Below are 24,131 nucleotides of genomic sequence, written 5' to 3' on the forward strand. Positions count from 1 at the left end.
GCTTTTTTGATTGGGTGCTGCCTGAGAGGAGCGTATCAATGAGTAGGCTAGGCACAAAAAGAGCGCTTCCCGGCACATATTGACATCGTAGGGGGGCGCGACTTACGTTGCAAGAGGGCGATCATCTGTTTTATCGGACTTCTTTGGCATGGCCGCATCGTACGACTTTAGTTTCATTCCCGACCGGTGGACCCCGCTTCGTGAAGAAGCGCAGGCTGCTGCATCGGCACCCAACGTCGATACGCGACGCTGGCGGGCGTACCGAGCCCTTGAACTGGTGCTAGATGTTATAGAGCAAACCGAGTGGGGAACGGTGCAGGCCGAGCCGCTGCATGAGCGCCTCACCAACGAACAACTTGGCGCGTGGCTACGCTCGCACCCGGCTCCGGTAAAAATGTGGATGCACCGCATTCGTCAGGCCGGGCGTGTAGATACCATTGCCGAACCGTCTCCCTCGGGCCCAACCGACGAGGTGCTAGATGCACTCAATAAGTTGCTTCGGTGGCTGGTTGAGGTGTACGACACTGTGCCTCCCACTCTAGAGTTAGAGGCGCTGGAGACGGATCCTGCCGCGTCTGCCTCTGTATCGAAGCCTGTTCGGCATTGGCTCCGAGTACTAAAATCCTCCACCGCCCGCCCAGAAGCCATTGAGGCCGCCACCGCCCACCTTTTACATCACATCGCGGATGCCAACCATGCCTTCCTCCAACGACTCTCCCGAGCCTCCACCGAGCGTTCCACCGGATCAGTTTGATTTTGCAGAGGCAGCCGAAACGCTGATTACGCTGCAGAAGCAACTCAAACACTTTGAGGCCCTCAACGACACGTTGAACGAGGTGGCTGAAAGTGGGTCTGCGCTTGCCCAATCGTCGCAGGAGTTGGCCCAAGCTCAGCAGCGGCTGGCCGAGCAAACCGAAGCTCCGTCCGACATCAACGCGAGCGTCGCCCAATCCGTAGCGGCCCTGCACGAATCGGTGCGGTCCATCAACACGAGCCTGCAAGATGTGATGGACGAGCTGAATGCCATGCAAAACGCCAACGGACGCACGCGCCGTCGCAGCGGAGGCAGCGTGTGGAACGCGGCCACCGTTAGCATGCTAACCGGGCTCGTCTTTATCATTGTGCTGCTCGTTGTGCAATGGCAAACCACCGATGTAACGGTTCCTGATGAGCTTGCCGAGTTCGATCCGGAGGCGATATCAGCGCCTGCCCCCGAACCTGGAGCCATGGCTCCGGCGCTCTACCCACACCACGCGCCCGTTGAGTCGCTCAGCGACGTGCGCATGCAGGTGTTGAACGGAGTCGGCGTGGGCGGACTCGCCTCGCGGTTTCAGGAGCGTCTCGAAGCGTTCGGCGTACAAGTGCCCAATACCGACAATTTGCCCGCAGGGCAGGCCACCGAAACGCGGCTGTATGTCCATCGTAATGCCTTTGATTTGGCCGAACAGGTGGCCGACGAAATCGGACTGGATCGACGCCGCGTGCTTCCCGGACCGCCCGCTGATGCGGCCCATCTTGATATGACGCTGGTGCTTGGCGCTGACTACGCGTCCCTGCAATAGCTGCATTCCCATTGCGCGTTGCTGCAAAGCGGCGGCCTCCATCTCTCATTGAAGGCTGTATCTGGCTCCATGATCCCCTCTTTTATGCTTTCTTCTGAACAACAGACATTGCAGCTGCGCATTGGGGTATTTGCGCTTGTGGCGATACTGGCCTGTATAGGTCTTGAGCCCGTGCACGCCCAACCATCCGTTGCGCTCACGCTGCAAGATACCGATGGCGCACCGCTTCCTGACAGCACAGTGGTCGCCGTCATTGTGGAAGAGGGATCCCGGGCGCAGTCCCTTATGGATATGCGCATGCCAGCGCCCCAACAACGGGCCGATGCCCTCCTCGAACAGGCGTTCACATCCCCTGAAGCGCGTTTCGGATATCTCGACAGTGAAGGTACCACCCGTACGCTGCGTCTGCCCGGCGGCCCGACCAGCCAAACACTGGCATACGTTATCGCACAAACACCCGACTCCACGCTTTACCACAGCCGCGTGGGAGGAAGCCGCGTATCCGATGGCCCCGGGTTTGACCTGGTGGTGTCGGGGTCCATAACCGTAGAGCGCGTACGTCCCGGTGAGCAAGCTCTTCTCCGCGAAGCGTTGGCCGACGCCGAGCGGGTGGCCACCACGGCCCAGATCACCCTGCGCGACGAAGATGAATCCCTGCCTGAAGGTACCGCAGTACGCCTGTGGTACCATGAGAATCCCGATGATGCCATTGACCTATCGGCACTGGCCGAGTATCCGCCCGATCTAAAAACGACACTCAATGCCGACGGGCGCACGATAGATCGAGCCCTTCGTAGTTGGTATGCGCAGGCTCACGCGTTTGTGGCCGCGCAGCCGCCGGGCAACGACGATCCGCCACGCATCCTGACAAGTCAATCCGATGGACAGCAAACATTTGTGACTATCGAAACCAGTCCGCACACCCTTACCGCACTGCCCGATAGCGCTGCCGCAACATTAGCTCCCGCGTTCGAGGAACAGGTTGGATGGGGACGCACACTGCTCTCTATCCTGCAGCGTATACTGATCGGTATTCTCGTTGGGCTGGCCATCGTGTTTGGCGGTATTGCTGCGCTACGCTGGTACAAACGGAAACACACGCCCCGCAAGAATCGATTTGTGAAGTAGAGAACGCGCGCCCACTGCCGTGCTTTCTCTCCGCATTGCTTAACACGGGTCGCTCCTTCCAGTAGAAACCATGGCCCACTGCATCGGCTTGAAGCACCCCATATGCCGGTGCCTCCGGTTCACAGTTTTCCTTTCCTTGTACGCCCCGTTCTTCATGACCGATTCGCGCTCCTCCGCGTTGCGTCCTGACACCAATGCTTCCGAGTCTGATCTGGAAGCGATGCTGCGTCCGCAGCGCCTCGACGACTTTATCGGCCAGGAAAAGATCAAGAAAAACCTGCAGGTGTTCATGACAGCGGCACTGCAGCGTGGGGAAACCCTGGACCATGTGCTGCTTTCAGGGCCGCCTGGGCTGGGCAAAACAACGCTGGCCCACATCATTGCCAACGAAATGGGCGCCCGCATCCGCACAACAAGCGGACCCGTACTCGAAAAACCGGCGGATGTGGCGGGCATCCTTACCAACTTGGAGGAGGGCGATGTGCTCTTCATCGACGAGATTCATCGGCTCAGTTCCGTTGTAGAGGAGTACCTGTACTCGGCGATGGAGGATTATCGCATCGACATCGTCATCGATTCGGGGCCGAACGCGCGGACGGTGCAAATCTCTCTGCCGCCGTTTACACTCGTTGGGGCGACCACGCGCAAGGGGCTTCTTACGGCTCCGCTACGCGCCCGCTTTGGCATTGACTTTCGGTATGACTACTACACAGCAGATCTGCTTCAGTCGATCACCGAACGATCGGCACGCATTCTGGATGTGCCAATCACTCCAGACGGCGCTCACGAAATTGCCCGCCGAAGCCGCGGTACGCCGCGCGTATCCAACCGCTTGCTGCGCCGCACGCGCGACTTTGCAGAGGTAGATGGCGATGGGGAGATCACGCAGTCCATAGCCGACCACGCGCTCAATGCCCTCGACGTGGACGAGGCCGGGCTTGACGACATGGACTCCCGTATTTTGCTTACGCTCATCGATAACTTCAATGGAGGACCAACCGGACTCAAAAACTTGTCGGTGTCGGTGGGTGAAGAGTCCGGCACGATCGAAGAGGTATACGAGCCGTATCTGATCCAGGAGGGCTTCATGGAGCGCACGCCCCGTGGACGCGTGGCGCTGGAGCGTGCGTATGAGCATTTCGAACGCGACCAGCCGGCGTCTTCCGGGTCGCTCTTTGACGATTGATGGCACGCTGGACGTGGGTCACTGCAGGTCGCCGGGGCCGCGCGTGGGCAGGGACGTGCTGCCGGTGAGGTAGCAGTCGACGGTGCGAGCACATTCGCGCCCATCGGCGATGGCCCAGACCACGAGCGAGGCGCCCCGCGTGGCGTCGCCCGCCGAGAAGATACCGGGCGTATCGGTCGTGTAGTCGGCATCGGTAGCAACGCGGCCCCGGTCGTCGAGCGCCACATCAAGCGGATCGAGCAGGGCCGCGCGCTCGGGCCCCTCGTAGCCGATGGCAAGCAGTACCAGATCCGCCGGGCGCGTGCGCTTGGTACCGGCAATCTGCTCTTTGCGGCGCTGCCCGTTGTCGTGGTGCCAGCGCACATCGGCGCAACGAATCTGTTCGACCTGATCGGTGCCCTCAAACGCGATGACATCCGTATTCCAGACGCGCTCTACGCCCTCCTCGTGCGAGATGCTAACGGTGAGCGTGCCGGGGTCGAACGGCCACGGGTTTTCTTTTGGGCGCTCTGTGGGCGGTTGCGGGCCGTGCGTGATATTGGTGATGGAGGCCGCGCCCTGACGGTGGGCCGTTCCGATGCAGTCGCTCGCGGTATCGCCCCCGCCCAGCACCACCACGTGCTTGCCCGCGGCATCGATTTCGGGCAGGTAGTCCAGGTCGGGCGCATCGCCGTCGGAGGCAATGTGGCTGTGGCGGTGCAGATACGGCCACGCAAAGTGGATGCCGTCCAGGTCGCGCCCTGTTACGTTCAGGTCGCGTGGACGCAAGGAACCGATGCAGAGCACCACCGCGTCGGCATTGGCGTGCAGCGTGTCGATCGAGCGGTCGACGCCCACCTCCACCCCACACTCAAACCGAATGCCTTCGGCACGCAGCAGGTCAATGCGCCGGTCAATGATCGACTGCGGCAGCTTGAAGTTGGGCACGCCCGAGTGCAGGAGTCCGCCCGGACGGTCGTCGCGCTCGTAGACGGTAACGGTGTGGCCCGCCCGGTTCAGCTGCTGCGCGCAGGCAAGTCCGGCAGGACCCGAGCCCACGACCGCAACCTGGTAATCCGTGCGCGTGTCCGGTGGATCCGGCTGCACCCATCCCTCTCGAAACGCATGCTCGACGATCGCTTGCTCGATCTGTTCGATCGCAACCGGATCCGATACGAGTCCGGCCACACACGCCGACTCACACGGCGCCGGACAGATGCGTCCGGTAAACTCGGGAAAGTTGTTCGTGGCGGCAAGTTGCTCATAGGCGGCTTTCCAGTCGCCCTCGCTAACCAGCATGTTCCAGTCGGGAATGCGGTTGCCAAGCGGGCAGCCGGACTGGCAGAACGGCACCCCGCAGTCCATGCAGCGGTGCGCTTGCGTGCGGGCCTGCTCATCGACAACCGGCAGGTAGACGGGTTCATTGTCCTGCACCCGCTCTTTGACTGAGCGCTTGTGCAGATCCTCGCGCGGCTGGTGGATAAAGGCTTTGGGGTCGGGCATGGTGTGGGGGATGGCTGGTTATGTCGTGGCGAGTGCAGACCGGTTGAGACCAGGGATGTCGAGGTTTATTAGTAAAGTGCCGTGTCGCAGGTCGAAGTTTGGGTTCTGCGAGGTCAGCAATCCAGCCACGTTGTCAGGGGAGATCCCGGCTCTGCGGCGCTGGGGGCGCCTTGGCCGGGATGACTATGCGTGTTGGCAACTCATGCTCTACCCTAACATTCAGGTGTGGAAGAGCAGGAGCGGTGCGTCGCATGTAATTGTTTGGGCGGTTTGGGAGCACGGAATCCCTCCCCCTAAATCCCCCTCCTCCGAGGGGGACTTCATGAGGACGCCCTCTGGTTCCTTCCTCCCCGGGGAGGAAGGGTAGGATGGAGGGGACTTATGCCGAAGTACTCCAGCCCACATGCCCTGTCAGTTTGAGCACCCTGACCGCAGTGAAAACGCGCTCTTCCGTACAAGACCCGTAACGTCACAGCGCGCTGTGACGCCTCCAAGGTCTGTTCGGCGCTCAGCAGGTTCTGGACGATCCAGCGGCTCTGCGGCGCCTTGGCTGGGATGACTATGCGTGTTGCCAGTTCATGATTTATGATTCAGCTTGACCGACTCTCCTACAGCTTCACCGCCGCCGCCTCAGTTTCCGTGGGTGCGGTGTCGAGATCGTCGAACGGGGTGCCATTTTGCAAGGCGTCTTTGAACGCTTTCGGGAAGACCTTTACAAACGCCTCCAACGCTTCTGGCCAGTTAGCAAGTACCTCAGCAGCTATCGGACTCTCGGTAGCTACTTGATGAGCCTCAAGCAATGTGCGGATGCGCTCAGCATCATCTGTGTGGGGCGCTACGTCGTGTAGGTCCACCATGCCGGTGTTGCAACGCTGTGCAAACGTACCCGCACGATCCCACACGTAGGCAAGCCCCCCGCTCATCCCTGCCGCAAAGTTGCGTCCGGTGGAGCCGAGCACGACCACGCATCCGCCGGTCATGTACTCACAGCCATGATCGCCCACGCCCTCGACCACCGCCTCGGCGCCGCTATTGCGCACCGCGAAGCGCTCGCCGGCCTGTCCGCGACAGAGCAGCCGCCCGCTCGTGGCCCCGTAGAGCGCCACGTTACCGGCCACAGTCGCGTCCTCGGGCTGGTAGCCCGCATCTTCAGGTGGGCGCAGCACGATGCGGGCACCGGAAAGCCCCTTGCCCAGGTAGTCGTTGGCGATGCCCCGCACATCGAACGTGATGCCCTGCATCCCAAACGCCGCAAAGCTCTGTCCGACCGTGCCGGTACAGCGAAGCATGATGGTATCATCGGGCAGGCCGTCGGAGCCGTGGTTCTGCACTACTGCGCGGCTGAGGAGCGTGCCGACTGTGCGGTTGCGGTTGGAGATGTCGACGTTGAGCGTGACCGGAGCTCCGTTGTTGAGGGCGGGCGTGGCCTGTTCGATGAGCGCATGGTCGAGCGCGTCGTCGAGGCCGTGATCTTGTGCGGTAGCTGCGGCATCCTCGCGTAGGGCTGCGGGCACATGCACCTGCGTGAGCAGCGATCCCACCTCCAGTCCGCGCCTGCGCGCCTCGGGATGCGGCAGCAGCCGGTCGGTGCGTCCCACAAGCTCATCGAAGGTACGCACGCCCAGCCGCGCCATGTGTGCACGAACTTCCTCGGCAATCAGGTAGAAGTAGTTGATGACCTGCTCGGGCGTGCCGTTGAACTTCTCGCGCAGCTCGGGGTCTTGCGTCGCGATGCCCACCGGACACGTGTTCAGGTGGCACTTGCGCATCATGATGCATCCCAGCGAGATGAGCGGAGCGGTGGAGAACCCAAACTCCTGCGCGCCCAGCAGCGCCCCAACCACCACATCACGACCCGTGCGCAGTCCGCCATCGGTTTCGAGGCTCACGCGGTTGCGCAGGCCCTGCTTCGTGAGCATCTGATGCGCATCCGCCAGGCCCATTTCCCACGGCAGGCCCGCGTGCATGATCGACGTCTGCGGCGACGCGCCCGTACCGCCACTGTGTCCGCTAATGAGAATGTGATCGGCCTTGGCCTTGGCCACCCCCGCAGCCACCGTGCCCACCCCCGCCTCGCTGACCAGCTTCACGCTGATACGCGCTTCGGGATTGGCGTTCTTGAGGTCGTAGATCAGCTGGGCCAGGTCTTCAATCGAGTAGATGTCGTGGTGAGGCGGTGGGGAGATCAGCGGTACGCCCGGTGTTGAAAAGCGCACCTCTGCAATCCACGGATAGACCTTCTCGCCCGGCAGCTGTCCGCCTTCGCCCGGCTTGGCGCCCTGTGCCATCTTGATCTGGATCTCGTCGGCGCTCGTCAGATACGGCAGCGTTACGCCAAACCGCCCCGAGGCTACTTGCTTGATGGCACTGCGGGCGGGGTGGTCGTCGGGATACCGCTCGGGATGCTCGCCCCCCTCGCCGGTGTTGCTGCGCCCGTTCATGCGGTTCATCGCTTCGGCGAGCGTGCGATGCGTCTCATCGCCAATCGAACCATACGACATGGCCCCGGTCTTAAAGCGCTGCACAATGTCCGTCCACGGCTCTACCTCGTCGATGGGACACGCGCTGCCGTTGGCGTCTACGATCTGAAGCAGGCCTCGCAGGTCGCGTGCGTCGGGGCCGGTCTGGTTTACGGAGGCGGCAAACGCTTCATAGCGTGCTTTGTCGGCGTCGCTGCTGCGGGTGGCGTGCTGCAATGCCGCGATGGCCTTGGGCGAGAGCGCGTGCTCCTCGCCCGTGCGACGCCAGCGATAACGCCCACCGACGTCCAGGTCGGATGTGCTCGCTGCCCCTGTTGTGCTGTCCGGGGGATACCCCATGGCATGGCGCTCGCGAGCAGCAGCCTCGATGGCATCGAGTCGGGCTCCGCCAATGCGACTCGGCGTGTTGGTAAAGTACGCGTCGATTACCTCGGTGTGCAGGCCGAGCGCCTCAAAGATCTGCGCACCCTGGTAGCTCTGCAAGGTCGAAATGCCCATCTTCGACATCACCTTGAGAATGCCTTTGTTGAGCGCCTTCCGGTAGCGGGTGGCAGCCTCGCTGGGCGTGCCATTGATGGCTGTATCCTGGGCCAGATGCCGCACCGTGGCGAGTGCACCGCGTGGACAGATCGCCTCGGCGCCGTATCCCAGCAGGCAGCACATATGATGCACCTCACGCGGCTCCAGTCCGTCGACGATAATGCTGGCTTGCGTTCGGCTTCCGGCGCGAATCAGGTGGTGGTGCAGCCCGGCCACAGCCAGCAACATCGGCATGGGAAAACGATCGGCGGAGATGGCCCGGTCCGATACAATGAGCAGCCCGGCTCCCTCTTGTAGCGCGGCATCGGCATCCGCAAAAAACCGAGTCAGCGCCGCCTGTAGCGTGTTTGAGCGTGCTACGGTAGCATCCAGCGTGACGGCGTCGAACAGGCCGTTCGAGCAGACGCGCTCCAGGCCATCCGGCGTAAGGATGGGAGCGTTCAGGCGCAGCGCCTGTGCATGCTCCGGGGTCTCTTCGAGCAGACTTTTTTCGGGGCCCAGGTACGTGTACAGGCTGGTCACCAGCTCCTCGCGGATGGCGTCGAGCGGCGGGTTGGTGACCTGCGCAAAGAGCTGTCGAAAGGAGTCGTAGAGCAGGCGCGGACGCTCGCTGAGGGCGGCAATCGGGGTGTCGTCGCCCATCGAGCCGATCGGACTGCTGCCCGTTTCGCCCATCGGACCGATCAGCATGTCGAGGTCTTCTTGCGTGTATCCAAACGTGCGCAGCATGCGGTGCAACGCGTTGGGGCTTTCTTCGGAAGCAGCGGTGGGTGCTTGTCCGTTGGTTGCAACGCCGTTCGATGCAAAATCGGGTTCAGGGGGATGTGCAGCGTCATCGCAGAGTTGCAGGTGTGTCTCCACCCAGGTATGGTACGGCTTTTTCGCAGCAAGGCGCTTGATGAGCTGGCTATTCGTGATAAGCGCGCCCGCCTCCAGGTCGACCACCGTCATGTCGCCCGGCCCAAGCCGCTGCTGCTGCACGATCTGCGATTGCGGCACATCGAATGCGCCCGCCTCCGACGCCATCACAACGCGGTCGTCGTCGGTCACGAGGTAGCGCGCCGGACGCAGTCCGCTTCGGTCGAGCACGGTGCCGATGTGCGTGCCGTCGGCAAACGAGATGGCAGCGGGGCCGTCCCACGGCTCGGTGAGGCACGCATGATACTGGAAGAAGGCGCGCTCTTGCGGCGAAAGCTCATCGTTGTGCTCCCACGCGGGCGGAATGAGCATGCGCAAGGCGTGGGGCAGGGAGCGGCCGCTGTGCAAGAGGACCTCCACGGCACTGTCCAGGATGCACGAGTCACTGGCGTTCAGGTCGAGCACCGGACGCACGCGGTCTATCGCATCCCCAAAAGGATGAGCGCCAAACTGTGCCTCACGAGCCCGCATCCGGTTGACGTTGCCACGCAGGGTGTTGATCTCGCCGTTGTGGCAGATGCGACGAAACGGCTGCGCGAGCGACCAGCGCGGCAGCGTGTTGGTGCTGAAGCGTGCGTGCACTAGCGCAAACTGGCTCATCAGTGCCGTATTGGACAGATCCGGGAAATACCCGCGCAGCTGGCCAGCCGTCAGCATCCCCTTGTACACGACCGTCTGCGCCGATAGACTGGCCACGTGGATGGTGTTTGCAGCCTCGGGCAGGCGCGTCTGAATCTGACGCTCAATGCTGCGGCGGGCCACGTACAGCGTCTGCTCAAACGTTCGACTATCGGGCACCGCCCCGGTAGGCACGACCACACATTGCATGATTGCCGGCTCGTTTTCCGTAGCCACATTGCCGAGCACATGCGATTCCGTGGGCACCGTGCGCCATCCCCGTATCGACAGGCCATCCGACTGCAGCGTAGCTTCTATCAACTGCATACAGGCGTTACGGAGCACCTCATCGCGGGGTAGAAACAGCGTTCCTACACCATACGCCCCCGGTGCGGGCAGGTCTATCGCCTGCGCCTCCGCCCAGTGCCGGAAAAACGTGTCCGGGATCTGCAGCAGCAGTCCCGCCCCATCGCCCGTAGTGCCGTCGCATCCACACGCGCCGCGATGCTCCAACTGCTCCAGCACGCCAAGCCCTTCGTCAATCGCCACATGCGAGGGGGCTCCGGAAAGATGCGCGACAAACCCAATACCACAGGCGTCACGTTCACGATCTACAGAGAGCGCATCGGCATGGGGAGACGTACGGATAGACATACGAAAAGGGGTGGGGCCCGCTGGAAACGAAGTATAAATGAAGTTACAGGGAAGTGAAGCTACCGTGTAGAGTATTAGAAGTTTACCTCATTATACATCCATCTTTGGCTGGAAGCGCTACCAGCTTACTGAAAGCGCTTTTCTTCATAAAGGGGGGGTTATGTCAACGACCTGCTTTGAGGATGTAAATTCAGTTTTGGGGGTGAGATGTCGTGTTTAACAGCAATCGGCAATAGGGAAACGACCCACCCCCCAATGTCATGCTGAGCGAGTGACGGGCCCTGCCCGGAGGCGCGTCGAAGCATCTCCAACGGAGTGCAGCGGGAGCCTTTCGGTCGTGGGCTGCTGCTAACTTTGAAGGAGATCCTTCGGCTTCGCTCAGGATGACAAGGTCTGGAAGGCTGTGTCAATAAACGAAGCTTTCCGCGCAACCTCCAGACATCAACGGAGCATGCGGAGGTGGTATTCCTTTCGATCTGGGTCTTTTTACAACACTGCCTAAACCAAAAACCGCCCCGACCGGCACACGGCCAATCGGGGCGGGATTACAGAACGATCATTGTGTTGGCCACATGAGCCAACTGTGGGAGTTGCTCTGCTCTAATTGATCATGCAATCGTCATCGCCATTGTCTTCAAACGTGTTTACCTCACAGGCATCATCGTTTACCGTACTATCACTATTCACCCAGAGACCAAAACTCTCACTTTGCCGGAGGGTGCTATTAGTAATGTCGATAGAGGAACCATCTCCACCAACGAGAACATTACCGGATTCGGGTTCGAAGATATTTTCTCCACCACCGTATTCCACGGTTACCCAGTTAAGTTTATTTTCTGGATTAGTGGATTCTCTGACATAGATGCCTTCCCACCATCCGGCTTGCTCATTGGTGCCCGTGAATAGGATCGGCTCGTCCTCCGTACCGTCGGCTACGAGGCCACCTTCATCCCTTAACTCAACGCGTGCGTCGGATGTGAATTTGAGTGTGGTACCGGGGTTGATGGTTAAGGTAGACCCGTTGATACGGATGTTATTGCCCGCATCAGGATTGGACACACCGTTGATGCGATAGTCCACATCGAGGTTCTCCCACGTAACGTCACCATCTTCGATCGGATTGGACGCACTACTACGAACGTGGATATAGTCTGAGTCATTGCCCGTGAAGCTCGATGTAGCATCAAGTCGGTGCGTGTTAACAACAGAGAGGTTCACCGGATTATCCCCATTATCTATGATGGTATTTCCTTCAAACTCTGGGAGATCGCTGTCATGTTGTAACCAGATGCCATTGCTTTCGCTGTGACGAATAGTACTATTAGTGATGTCGATGGCGGCGTCTGAGCGTCCAAGAACGACATTGCCGGATTCGGTGAATCTGAAGTTGTCGCCTCCCCCATATTCAACGGTGACCCAGTTGAGTTGATTATTCGGATTCTCGGAATCTCGGATGTGGATACCGTCCCACCAGCCCGGTTCCTCTTCTGTACCGGTGAAGAGAATCGGTTCGTCCTCGGTCCCGTCGGCTATCAGTGCCGCGTCGTTAATTAAGGACCCTGCGATCTTGGTGAGTTCGAATCCAGCACCTTCTTCGAACTCGATAGTAGTTCCTGGTTCAATCGTAAGGTTAGCTTCTATATCGATCAAGCTGGTCACGACGTAGCGAACATCCGAACTCAGGGTTCGATCCCCCATTATATTGTCGGAAATCTCTTCTACCTGTGAGTCCTGTTCAATCTCAAAGCTATCGCTCGTACTATCCGTGACACCTTCAGCAGACACTTCAAGGGTTACTTCATATTCACCCTCAGCATCGACTTCGAAGGTTGTAATTTCATCAGTTGGATCGGCAAGAGTTGCTTCGCTGCCAGCGGGTGTAGACAGGTCCCACTCAAACGACAGACTACCAGCATTTTGAACGGTCGAGTTGCCGCCGTCGAGGGTCACTTCCTCGCCGACTTCCGGGTTTTCAGGATCAATAGTGAAAGACGCCGTAACCGTGGGATCGGGATCACCGGGGTCTCCGGGATCTCCATTTTCACTCACCGGATCGTCGTCACATCCGGCAAGGACGAGCGCAAAAGCAAGCAGTGCAGGTAAAACAAAAAAACGAAGTAAAGAAGTAGGTGTTGAAAAACGTGGTGTCATAACACCAAGTGGCGATTCAAGGATAGGCAACTCTGCAGAAACTGAGGTTCAATCAAATCGACCGGTGCTCAATACCAGAAGGGCTATTAGAATGTGCTGTATCTGCCCCAACGAACCGTATTTGAACGAACCGTGTTTGCGTCTTATGGATATGAGTCGCTTAACCAGTACTCACCACCTGTTGAAGTTATTGAAAAGTAAACGATAGGTAGACAATCATGAGTCCTCTTCTCTACCTGAACTTCCCTAATTAAGTAAGTCGGCGAAAATACCTTTACACCTTGTCATCGCGAGGAGGGAGCCTGCGACCGACGCGGCGATCTCATGCGTCAGTTGAAGCGGTTTATCCTGCTTATAAGGCACAAGATTGCCACGTCGCTGGCGCTCCTCGCAATGACATAATCAAAGATTCTTTTGTGGGCCTACTTAAGAATGAATGGCAAAAAAAGAAAAGGAAGTAGAAGAGTCTCCTGACTTGTCTCATGTACGCAAGCGTGAAGGCTGCAGCTATCAGGACATCGAGATATTGTTGATAGCTATCTTTACATAAGGCTCACATAACGAGCACCTCTGTTACTGTGCTGATGGGTCGTGATGTTTTCTTCCTGTATTGCTCAACAGGGTTTCCCGTCACAGTACACGACAAAAGTCAGACGACGCTTCATAGTAGCGTGTCAATCCTAAAGGATTCGGTTCAGAGGCGTGTTTTCCCCTCCATCCTAGCTGTCCTCCCCGGAGAGGACGGAACCAGAGCGCCGCTCTTATGACGCCCCCCCTCGGAGGAGCTACGGTGTATACACAACTGGTGCATCGCCAGAAGAGGCGGGATGCTGCCGCGTCCGCAGGTCATCCTGACGCCGCTAGGCGGACGGATCTGGGCGCCATCCCTGCAGACTCGGCACGTCCAGGGCGCGGGGAGCCGCGAGGGAGGCCCATGGACACTGAGCAGCAGGACTCCTCGACTCCAGGGTGCTGAGATGCTTCACTGCGTTCAGCATGACATGGGTAGTCGGCTTCGATGCGCAATGGATGCGCAATGGATCCTCAAGAACCGCCCGGGATATCCGCTTCGCTTCTGATCCCGGGCTACGGGAAGGTGCAGTGCTCGTCTAATCCATAGCCGGGGACCGCTTGCGTCCCCGGCGATCTGTCGGGCGAATGCAATCGGTACGGTACGCGGGGTCATCCCCCGATCTGTATAAACTGTAGCTCGGAGGAGGGGGATGTAGGGGGAGGGATACTGTGCACTCAAACGAGCTAATCAAACGAGCTAAACAATCCTGCGTGACAGAGCACTAGTCCGGAATAAACGATTCTGATCGGGGGACGCTGTTGGAGGACGCTGTTGGAGGACGCTGTTGGAGGACGCTGTTGACCGGAAAGGGGACGACTCGCAATTTTTTTGTCATGTACCATAGTTTCCCGTACATTTCGAGGAGCGCTCCGAGGTTGAATCCTGCGACGAAAGCAAATCTCTCTATTTCGCCACGAAAAAGAAATCTCAGAGCCTGTTTGGGTTTTGGTTTGCAGGCGAGAGCGAGCGCCGCTGAGGCGAAAATTGAACCACGATGGAGGTTCGTAGCCGGGGCTACGGGCCGACATCGGGGGCAATTTGCACCAGGGGCATGACCTTTGGCTCCAGTCCAGCGCCGCCGCTCGGAGCCCAAATTAAGAAATCAAAACAGGTTTATCTATATTACCTACTGCAGCGATGGGGCTTGTGCCTGTCAGAACGGGTTTACACCCATGGCATGCCAGGCAAACGCATACCGGTCGGCCCACTCCTGGATACGGGATTCCGTAGACCGGCCTGCTCCATGCCCGGCGCGGGTCTCCACGCGAATCAGGACTGGATTCTCGCCACTGTGCTTATCCTGCAGCTCCGCCGCGAACTTGAACGAGTGGGCAGGCACGACCCGGTCGTCGTGGTCGGCAGTCGTGATGAGGGTTGACGGGTAGCGCGTGCCGGCCTCTACGTTATGCAACGGCGAATAGCCAAGCAGATACTCGAACATCTCCTCGCTCTCTTCGGCGGTACCGTAGTCGTAAGCCCATCCGGCTCCCGCCGTAAAGGTATGATAGCGCAGCATGTCGAGTACGCCCACAGCCGGAAAGGCCACCTCAGCCAGGTCCGGACGCTGTGTCATCACTGCTCCCACGAGGAGCCCGCCGTTCGATCCGCCGGCAAGAGCCAGGCGCTCGCTCGACGTGTAGCCGTTATCGATCAGGTACTCCCCGGCTGCGATGAAGTCGTCAAACACGTTCTGCTTGTTGGTGCGGATGCCCGCCTCGTGCCACGACTCGCCGTACTCGCCGCCCCCCCGAATGTTGGGCTGCGCGTAGATGCCGCCGTTATCGAGCCACAGCATGCGCTGGATGCCGAAAGATGGACGGAGGCTTACGTTAAAGCCTCCGTATCCATACAGATACGTGGGATTCGTGCCGTCGAGTTCGGTGCCCTCCTTGTACGTGATGAACATCGGGATCTCGGTGCCATCCTTGCTTTCGTAGAAGACTTGCTCGGTGACATAGGCGTCGGGATCCATCTCGATACCGGGCATCCAGAACTGCTCCGACGTGCCCTGTTCGATGTCGTACGCAAAGATGGTCGAGGGGTACGTAAACGAGGTGAATGTGTAGTAGAGCGTGTCGGCGTCGCGATCGGCAGAGAACCCGCCTGCGGTGCCAATGCCGGGCAGTTCCACATCGCGAATGAGCGTGCCGTCGTAGTCGTATTGCTGCACCTCAGTCTGCACATCGACCAAGTAGCTGGCAAAGAGGGATCCGCCTGCGCTGCTTATACTGAGCACATGCTCCGTTTCGGGGATGACATCGGTCCACTGCTCGGGAGCCGGATCGTTGACATTAGCTGCCACGAGGCGATAGTTGGGGGCGTTCAAGTTGGTGCGGATGAGCAGCCGATCGCCGTCGGTATCGATGACGCTGTGATCGTTGTCGAAGTTGTCGACGACTGGTTCGAGCGCGCCATTGGGATCCTCCAAATCTTGCACATAGAGCTCGTTTCCGGTGGTGCTCTCCGCAGCACTCACGATCAGAAAGCGTCCGTCTTCGGAGACGCGCCCCGATACGTAGCGTCGAGGGGTCTCTTCGCCGCCAAACACCAGCATGTCCTCGGACTGCGGCGTGCCGATCTCGTGGAAGTAGAGCTTATGCTGGTCGGTCATGGCCGAGAGCTCACTGCCTTCGGGCGCCTCGTAGCTGCTGTAGTAGAACCCGTCGTTGCCGCGCCACGAGAGGCCCGAGAACTTTACGTTGACGAGCGTATCGCCCACCTGCTCCAGCGACTCCGTATCTCGCACGATCACCTTGCGCCAGTCGGAGCCGCCTTCAGAGATCGCATAGGCTGCCAGGCTCCCGTCGTCGGTAAAGCTGGTGGTGGCGAGTGATGTGGTACCGTCTTCAGAGAACGTATTCGGATCCAAAAAGACCTCGGCCTCCTCGCGCAGGTCATCGCCACGCAGCCCTTCAATGTTGGCTGTGCGGTAGAGCACGGACTGATCTTGCAGTCCGTCGTTCATCGAAAAGTAGTGGTAGTCGCCCTCGGCACGCGGCGCCGTTACGCGCTCGTAGTTCCAGGCCTCGGTGAGCTCCTCGCGGATCTGATCGCGAAACGGGATTTCTTCCAGCACGCCAAACGTGACTTCGTTCTGTGCCTCCACCCAGGCCGCGGTTTCGTCGGAGGTGTCGTCTTCAAGCCAGCGGTACGGGTCGGCGACCTCCGTGCCAAAGTAGGTATCCACGACATCACCCTGACGCGTGTCAGGGTAGGCGGGTACCTCGATGGCCTCCCATGGATCATTGGATGCTTCTTCGAAGGGTTCATCGTCGGGGGCATCGCAGCCTAACGCAAGCACAAGAAGGAGCACACTGGGTAGCAAAAGACGCATGGGGCGGACAGTCGACTTGATAGAAATAACACGTGCATATCATACGGGTTCGGGTCGTAAGATGCACGTCGAAGGAGGGCGTAGCGTGCTGAATACCGTGGAGATGTACCGAACCGTTGGCATTATAGGATCAGTGGCTTTCCCGCTGCTCTACGAAGCGTTAGGGGCGTCTCTGTTTTCGGGTTCGCTATGGATCTGCTTGGCCCTTCGTGCGCGCACGCGCTCATCGTTTTTGAAAACAGGGACTGCGTAGTTGTAGGCAAGCGTAACGCCGATCGCGAACAATGCAGCGCCAATGCCCAGCAGAGCATCCAGGTAACGCGGACCGGCTAATGCCAGACGGATCATGACTGTAGCAACGGCAAATCCGGAGTTGCGAAAGACCACATAGTAGGCACTTCCGTACCGCAGTGATACCAGCACAATAAGCACATCGCTGAAGATAAAGACGGTGAAGATGGTCTCAAACAGCGGGTAGCTGGTGTTTCCGATGAGAAGTTGATATCCCCCTACAGCAAGCACAACTCCAAAGATGAGCAATAAGGCGGTTGCCAACGTCTTCTTGGCATCCACAAACCGGCGGAGTTCATTGGTTGAGGACGTAATGTCTTGGTGCTTTTGAATAGCGTAAAACAGGCCAAGGAGGGCAAAAACGATGAGCGCCCCCACGGCATCGACCACCACAAGTTGCACAGCCTCAACAGCTTCGGGCTCATCGAGGCTCCATTCGATCGGCTCCTTTTCAAAGTTGACGAGCTCCTTAAATGACTGACGCAACAAGATGAGAGAGAAAATTTTGAGTTGCTTCCCCGCCGTATCCGCTACGGAGGTGGCAAGCCCAAAGATGAGCCCGATCACTTCAAAGATCAGGAAGAGCGAGAACGCAACATCAATGGCGTAGAAATGATTGCTGGGAATCAGCGCAAGCATCCCGGTGTCGGGCAAAAGCCCCAGGCGGCTCAATTCAATGAGTCCGAGCGACAGAAAAAAGCTAACGATGAGCGTGGTGGCAATATGACGCTCGGTCGTCTGGCTCTCCCAGCGTGCTTCAAGTAGATCGTACACGTGGGCAATGCGTCGCTGCAACGAAACCATGAGGCAGATCGAGGCAGAGGAGAAATCACCGAACAGCCTGCCCACGGCAGGCAGCTCCTTCAAGTTTCGTTCATAGAGTCGAGCGCCGCATTTCCCACGGCATTGTTACTGTGTGCATGAAAGCAGGGACGGGGAAGCGGCGTTCATTAGGAGACTCCTTAAATATAACGCACAACTTACAGAGTTATCATATCCAGACAAAACACCTGCCGATGCGTCTCGTTGCCGCATCGGCTGTATATAACGGTTCCTGCCGGAGTCGTACTCTGCTCATAACAAATCGCCTACATGACTGCATCCGATACTCCGCCTGTCATCGAGGTTCGCAATCTGTACAAAGTGTTTGGTGATGCGCCCGACGAGGCGCTCGCGCTGCTGGAGGAGGGCCAGTCGAACGAGGAGATTTTGGAGCAAACGGGGTGTACCGTGGCTGTAAACGATGCCTCGTTCACCGTGCGTAAGGGCGAGATCTTCGTTCTTATGGGCCTTTCAGGTAGTGGAAAATCAACGTTGCTGCGGTGCATGAACCGCCTGGTTGAGCCCACCCGTGGCTCGGTGCGCATTGCGGGCGATGACATTACAGAAATGGACGGATCCGAGCTGCGGGCCCTGTGCCAAAAGGTGTCGATGGTGTTTCAGCACTTCGGACTGCTACCGCATCGCACAACCCAATCTAACGTGGAGTTTGGGCTCGAGGTGCGGGGCGTTGACAAGGCCACCCGGCAGGCACGGGCCAAAGAGGCGATCGATTTGGTCGGCCTAACCGGATATGAAAACCACACGCCCGATGCGCTCTCCGGAGGGATGCAGCAACGCGTAGGGCTGGCCCGCGCCCTGGCCAACGACCCCGACATTCTGCTGATGGACGAACCCTTCAGCGCGCTCGACCCGCTCATTCGCAGCGAGATGCAGAACGAACTGCTGAACTTGCAGCAGGAGATGCAAGAAACTATCCTGTTTGTAACGCACGACCTCGACGAAGCGCTCAAAATTGGCGACCGCGTGGCCATTATGAACGCGGGGCGCGTTGTGCAGGTCGGAACGCCTGAAGAGATTCTGACGGAGCCAGCAGACGAGTACGTGCGCTCGTTCGTCCAAGACGTCGACCGGACTCGCGTCATCCAAGCATCAACCCTGATGCGCTCGTACCCCACCGTGCACCTCACCGATGACAATCCGCACGGTCCGGCGGTGGCCATTCGCAAGATGCGTAACGAAGGCACCTCGCTTGTCTACGCGGTGGATGCCGAAAATCATCTACTGGGCTTGGTGCACCTCGATGATGCCGTGGACCTGCGCACCCAAAACCGATCTGAGCTGCGCGAGGCGCTCACGCAAGAGGTCCCCACCGCCCATGAAAACACCCCGGTGGCCGCGCTGCTCCCTATCGTATTTGAAGCGGACCTGCCCGTGGCCATTCTCGACGATGATGAGGTTCTCGTCGGCGTGGTCGATCGGGCCTCTATTCTGTCTGAGGTGACTACCAACATCGAAAATTTAGTCGAGTCGGGAGCGCTGAACAAAGATGCTACGCCCGAAAAAGCGCGCCTACGTCGCTCTACTGGTGCGGCTTAGCTGGATGCGCTTATCCCGCTTTTGTGCGTAGCTTCTTTTATCATTGACCTTCCTTCTCTTATGCTTGAGTTTGACATTGGCGCCGAGTTTGAGGCGCTCATAGACTGGCTCACTGCCAACTTTTCGCCGTTCTTCGACGGGGTCACCAACTTCATTACGCTGCTGATTGACGGATTGGAGGCGCTGCTGCTGTATCCGCCCAGCTATGTCATGATTGCATTGCTCACCGCGCTGGCGTGGTGGACCTGCTCGCGTGGCATGGCGCTGTTCAGTGCTGTAGGACTCCTGCTCATTGACCAGGTAACCATTCCGCTTCCCTTTGTAGACACTGTGTTGGTGTTTGGCATGGGCTTTTGGGATTTGTTGATGCAAACCGTTGCACTTACGCTCATCGCTACACTGCTCTGCTTGGTCGTTGGCATTCCCATGGGAATCTGGGCCTCCAAGAGCCGCGCAGTGGACCGAGGTATTCGCCCGGTCCTTGACTTTATGCAGACCATGCCTGCCTTTGTCTATCTGATTCCGGCGGTATTGCTCTTTGGCCTGGGGAAGGTGCCCGGCGTTATTGCCACGTTTATCTTTGCAACTCCGCCTGTCGTCCGGCTCACCAATCTGGGGATTCGCGAAGTGCCCGAGGAGGTGGTTGAGGCGTCTCGCTCGTTTGGGGCCACTACACGGCAAACCCTCTTGAAGGTCGAGTTGCCGGTAGCCCTGCCTACCATTATGGCGGGCGTGAACCAAACGATTATGCTCGCGCTGTCGATGGTTGTCATTGCCGCCCTCATTGGCGCCGAAGGGCTTGGCGGCCCAGTAGTACGTGGGGTCACGCAGTTGCAAATTGCCGATGGCTTCAACGGCGGGCTCGCCATTGTTATTCTGGCCATCTACCTCGACCGTATCACCCAATCAGTGGGTGAAAAGGCGGCCTCCGAAGGGAGCCCGAGCACTGCGTAAGTGAGCTCAACAATGGTTTTGGGGGTTGCCGGTTGGTTTCCCCTCCATCCTACCCTTCCTCCCCGAGGAGGAAGGAACCGTGGAAGGCGTTCATCACGCCCCCCTCAGAGGAGCTACGGTGTATACACAACGCAACCGGAGGCAAACTCCCACTTGCGTCCTCGTCGCGATGCTCTGCGTCGCGACGGACGAATGGACGCTCTGCGTCGTACCTGTTTCGCGCGGTACAATGACCGCCCGGGATATCCGATTTGCTCCTGATCCCGGGCTACAGAACGGTACGATGTGAGTCAAACCCATAGCCGGGGACCGCTTGTGTCCCCGGCGATCTCATGCCCTCGACCTGGGCGATGCCGCCTGGTTCGATAGCACAAGATTGCGTCGCTGCGCTCGCAATGACATAATCAAAGATACTTTTGCGGGTCTACTTAGGGGACTACCCGAAGATTGACCTGTGACATGGCAATAGTACTCTGTCACAGCTCAATCTTCGGATTGCAACACCCCCACTTTAATGATGTCATCTTGAGCGGAGCGGCTCCGCCTAGGAGACGCGGAGTCCTGACACGAGCGTAGCGACTGATGAGCGTAGCGAATAAAGATCTCCCACGAACTGGGCAGGGCCCCTCGATCGATCAGAGCCTGCTGAGCGTCGGGGAGATGGTTCGACGTGCTCCGGGCTGGGCCCGTCGCGTGCTCACCATGACAGGTTTTTTGGAAGGGGGCTGGGATACAGAGTTTCGGACGGTCTCCATACCCTAACTTTCAGGTGTGACATGGCAATAGTCCAGCATTACCACTCAAACTTTACATCATAGCGTAAACTATTCGGCGCGAGATACATTGCGTGATTGTGAACTGAATTGATGGGCGGGGCTCTGGGACCGTTTTTCCTACCGGAGGCGCCTGCCTGATAATACAATAGTAATTTTCCCACCAACGTATATACAACCTATGATGACTGCTTCTTCAAACGCACGTTCTTTTTCATCAGCCGGATGGCTGGCGTCAGCCCTAACGGCGTTGCTCGTTGGTGCAAGCGTGCTGCTCGTTACAGGCTGTGGCGCCGGTGATGCCGATCCTGATGGTGAGCAGAGTGACATTGATCTCGTGTACGTGAACTGGGTCGAAGGCATTGCCATGGCCCATGTGATGCACGAGCTGCTTGAAGACAGCCTCGACATGAACGTGACGCAAATGAGTGAGGTCACCGGCGGCGGAACCGCCTTTACTTCAGTCGCGTCCGGCGGGGCCGATGTGTTCGTGGAGGCCTGGCTTCCCACTACCCACCAAGCGTCGTGGGAAGAACACGATGGCGAACTGAAAAAAATCAGCCAGTGGTACGATCGCACAACCGTAGGACTTGCGGTCCCTGCATATACCGACATCCACTCGGTGGACGACCTGGCTGACCACCGCGATGCGCTGAACGGGCGTATCCATGGTATTGAGTCTGGGGCTGCAGTAAACCAGCAAACCCGCGACATTCTCGAGAACAACAATATTGAGGGATTCGAAGTGCTGACGGCAAGTGGACCGGCTACCTGGTCGGAGCTGCAACGCGCCACGCAAAACGAAGCCCCCATTGTTGTAACCGGATGGGAGCCGCACTGGAAGTGGGGACGCTACGATCTCCGCTACCTTGAAGGCGCGCAAACCGGACAAACGCCTGTCTTTGGAGAGCCCGAAGATATATTCGCGGTTGCCCGCACCGACTTCGATGAACAATTCCCTGAACGGGTGGTGCAGTTCTTCGACAACGTGAAGGTCAACAATGAGGAACTGAACGCACTCATGCAACCCTTCCGTCCCGATGCGGACACCGACGACGCGTATGAGGCGGCTCGGGAATGGATTCAGAACCATCCCGAAACCGTATCCAGCTGGATTCCTGATGACGTGACAACCGACGATACCGAAGACGCTGGTGACGTCACTGCTTCGCGTTAACCTGTTGTATACGTTGCCCACCCACACCGAGGTCTTATGCGGCTTCGGTGTGGGGCTGGGTAAACGTGGCAATTCTACATCTCACGCGGCCCAGCGGCCGTGCCTGTATTCGTTCTTCTGTGAAGAACCAAACCCTCCCTATGGCTAAACTAGCAACCACCCTGTGCCTTATTCTCGCGCTAGTGGGCCTGCCCCCCGCAGTTGCCCAATCTGATAGCGCCGACAATGAGGCTGAGGCCGATGCATCCAGTAGTACCACCACAACGCAACAAGACGATGAGCCCACCCTCGACGTGAATGTGGGCGGCTCCATTAGCTTCAACACGCTCTTTCGCAACTACGGCGCCGACACGGCTTTTGAAGAGGGCGCCGACCGCGTGCTGAGCGACGGCGCGTTTACGTTCGACACCTTCCGCATCAACGCCAGCGGCAGCTACGGCGACCTCACCTTCTCGACTGAATACGCCGTTTACCCCGATGCCTTTGGTGGACTCTTTATCCACCACGGATGGGTCGGCTACGCCTTCAGCGACGCTGCTGAAGTGCAGATCGGCGTGAGTCAGTCGCCGTTTGGCATCCAGCCGTTTGCCTCCAGCAGTTGGTTCTTTAACAACACCTACTACGTGGGGCTTGAAGACCAGTACAACTCAGGCGTGAAAGCCCTCTTCTCGCCGGGCAACTGGGACATCCAGACGGCCTATTATATGAATCCGGCGGGTGTCGATTTCTTTGGCAGTTCCACCGCCGATCGCTACTCATATGATGTAGTGCCTAACCCCAACAACGAGGATCGCAACACGGTGCAAGAGCACCAGGGTAACTTGAAGATCGCCCACACGTTTGCACATGGCGACGATGCCTCCACGAAAGTAGGCGTGTCAGGGCAAGCAGGACAGCTCTTGAACCAGAGCACGGGCGATACCGACTGGCACGGTGCGTACGCTGCCCATGTACAGCAGCAGCTGGGCGGGTTTGAAGCCAAGCTTCAGTTTGCACAGCAGACCATGAATCCGCCTGTGCCGGAAACTGAGAACCCTGACTTCGTGACGATGGGGGCCTATGGGGGCACGTACAACGTGGCAAGCGACATTGACGTCTACTCGACGAGTCTGTCGTATACCATCCCAGTAGACATCGGGCCGATCTCGGCGATCGCGCCGCACTACGACTATAGCCAGGTCGTGAAAGATGTGGATGGCTGGAACGACAACGTGTCGCACATCCTCGGCTTCACGACGGCTGCCGGACCGCTCTTCGCGTACACCGATCTCATCATTAGCAAAGGGCATCCGTTCAACCAGCCCTTCGATGATACGTTTGGTGGCGTCATGGCCCAGCAAGCCGATAATGAGTGGCGTACAGCCTTCAACATCAACATCGGGCTGTACTTCTAAATAACGCCACATCCCGACGATCTGCAGCGCTGCCGTGCATTATGCGGGGCAGCGCTGTTTTAGTTATGAGGGGGAGCTCTAGTGTCCTACTGGTGGGCCGCCGCTGAATGACTGGGTTGAGATGCGTGTTTTCCCCACCATCCTAGCTGTCCTCCCCGAGGAGGAAGGAACTGTGTCGGGGAGCACTTCCCAAGCCCCCTCAGAGGAGCTACAGTTTATACAGATCGGGGTTGGCCCCGCGTACCGTGCCGATTGCATTCGCCCGACAGATCGCCGGGGACGCAAGCGGTCCCCGGCTATGGATTAGACGGGCACTACGTCTTCCCGTAGCTCGGGATCAGAAGCGAAGCGGATATCCCGGGCGGTTATTGGGCATCCATTGCGCATCCATTGCCCATCGAAGCCGACGAACCATGTCATGCTGAACGCAGTGACGCATCTCAGTGCCCTGCGGTCGGCGTGCTCTGCTGCAAAGCCTCCATGGGCCTCGACGCGCCCTGGACCTGCCGAGTCTGCAAGGATAGCGTTGAGATCCT

General features: G+C 58.6%; 13 protein-coding genes. 8 read left to right on the forward strand and 5 right to left on the reverse strand.

The genetic code is table 11. The features are described from left to right. Positions 1-148 precede the first annotated feature (148 nt). From ACZ5AL_RS04245 to ruvB, 4 genes are all read left to right on the forward strand, one after another. On the forward strand, positions 149-754 hold the full coding sequence (locus ACZ5AL_RS04245) for a hypothetical protein (protein ID WP_464512394.1): 606 nt from the start codon (positions 149-151) through the stop codon (positions 752-754). Beyond that, positions 696-1,562, forward strand: a complete 867-nt coding sequence (locus ACZ5AL_RS04250; protein WP_464512395.1) for a LytR C-terminal domain-containing protein — start codon at positions 696-698, stop codon at positions 1,560-1,562. The genes ACZ5AL_RS04245 and ACZ5AL_RS04250 overlap by 59 nt, the downstream gene beginning before the upstream one ends. A gap of 84 nt (positions 1,563-1,646) precedes the next feature. Continuing rightward, complete coding sequence (locus ACZ5AL_RS04255) at positions 1,647-2,690, forward strand: hypothetical protein (RefSeq protein ID WP_464512396.1); 1,044 nt, start codon at positions 1,647-1,649, stop codon at positions 2,688-2,690. 154 nt (positions 2,691-2,844) lie between these two features. Further along, positions 2,845-3,876: a Holliday junction branch migration DNA helicase RuvB gene (ruvB, locus tag ACZ5AL_RS04260; RefSeq protein WP_464512398.1), complete on the forward strand. Its 1,032-nt coding sequence runs from the start codon at positions 2,845-2,847 to the stop codon at positions 3,874-3,876. Between the two features lie 18 nt (positions 3,877-3,894). Here the strand turns inward: ruvB and ACZ5AL_RS04265 are convergent, their stop codons facing one another. The 5 genes from ACZ5AL_RS04265 to ACZ5AL_RS04285 form a co-directional block, all read right to left on the reverse strand. Next, positions 3,895-5,358 carry a glutamate synthase subunit beta gene (locus ACZ5AL_RS04265; protein ID WP_464512399.1) on the reverse strand — a complete coding sequence of 488 codons (1,464 nt, stop codon included), beginning with the start codon at positions 5,356-5,358 and terminating at the stop codon, positions 3,895-3,897. Between the two features lie 608 nt (positions 5,359-5,966). After that, positions 5,967-10,568: a glutamate synthase large subunit gene (gene gltB, locus ACZ5AL_RS04270; protein ID WP_464512400.1), complete on the reverse strand. Its 4,602-nt coding sequence runs from the start codon at positions 10,566-10,568 to the stop codon at positions 5,967-5,969. Positions 10,569-11,168: 600 nt separating this feature from the next. Further along, complete coding sequence (locus ACZ5AL_RS04275) at positions 11,169-12,719, reverse strand: right-handed parallel beta-helix repeat-containing protein (protein WP_464512401.1); 1,551 nt, start codon at positions 12,717-12,719, stop codon at positions 11,169-11,171. A 1,727-nt stretch (positions 12,720-14,446) separates the two neighbouring features. Beyond that, positions 14,447-16,627 (reverse strand): prolyl oligopeptidase family serine peptidase, encoded by a 2,181-nt coding sequence (locus ACZ5AL_RS04280; RefSeq protein ID WP_464512403.1) that lies wholly within the window; start codon positions 16,625-16,627, stop codon positions 14,447-14,449. A gap of 150 nt (positions 16,628-16,777) precedes the next feature. Next, complete coding sequence (locus ACZ5AL_RS04285; RefSeq protein WP_464512404.1) at positions 16,778-17,722, reverse strand: hypothetical protein; 945 nt, start codon at positions 17,720-17,722, stop codon at positions 16,778-16,780. A gap of 288 nt (positions 17,723-18,010) precedes the next feature. Between ACZ5AL_RS04285 and ACZ5AL_RS04290 the strand changes: the two genes are divergently transcribed. The 4 genes from ACZ5AL_RS04290 to ACZ5AL_RS04305 all read left to right on the forward strand — a co-directional run bounded on the left by ACZ5AL_RS04290 (position 18,011) and on the right by ACZ5AL_RS04305 (position 23,595). Next, positions 18,011-19,297 carry a quaternary amine ABC transporter ATP-binding protein gene (locus tag ACZ5AL_RS04290; RefSeq protein WP_464512405.1) on the forward strand — a complete coding sequence of 429 codons (1,287 nt, stop codon included), beginning with the start codon at positions 18,011-18,013 and terminating at the stop codon, positions 19,295-19,297. A 60-nt stretch (positions 19,298-19,357) separates the two neighbouring features. Further along, positions 19,358-20,251, forward strand: a complete 894-nt coding sequence (locus ACZ5AL_RS04295; protein WP_464512406.1) for an ABC transporter permease — start codon at positions 19,358-19,360, stop codon at positions 20,249-20,251. Between the two features lie 954 nt (positions 20,252-21,205). After that, the gene (locus ACZ5AL_RS04300; RefSeq protein ID WP_464512408.1) at positions 21,206-22,201 is read left to right on the forward strand and encodes a glycine betaine ABC transporter substrate-binding protein; all 996 of its coding nucleotides are present in this window, start codon (positions 21,206-21,208) and stop codon (positions 22,199-22,201) included. A 140-nt stretch (positions 22,202-22,341) separates the two neighbouring features. Next, positions 22,342-23,595, forward strand: coding sequence for a hypothetical protein (locus tag ACZ5AL_RS04305; RefSeq protein ID WP_464512409.1), 1,254 nt, complete (start codon positions 22,342-22,344; stop codon positions 23,593-23,595). Positions 23,596-24,131 lie beyond the last annotated feature (536 nt).

The organism is Natronotalea proteinilytica (assembly GCF_055379935.1).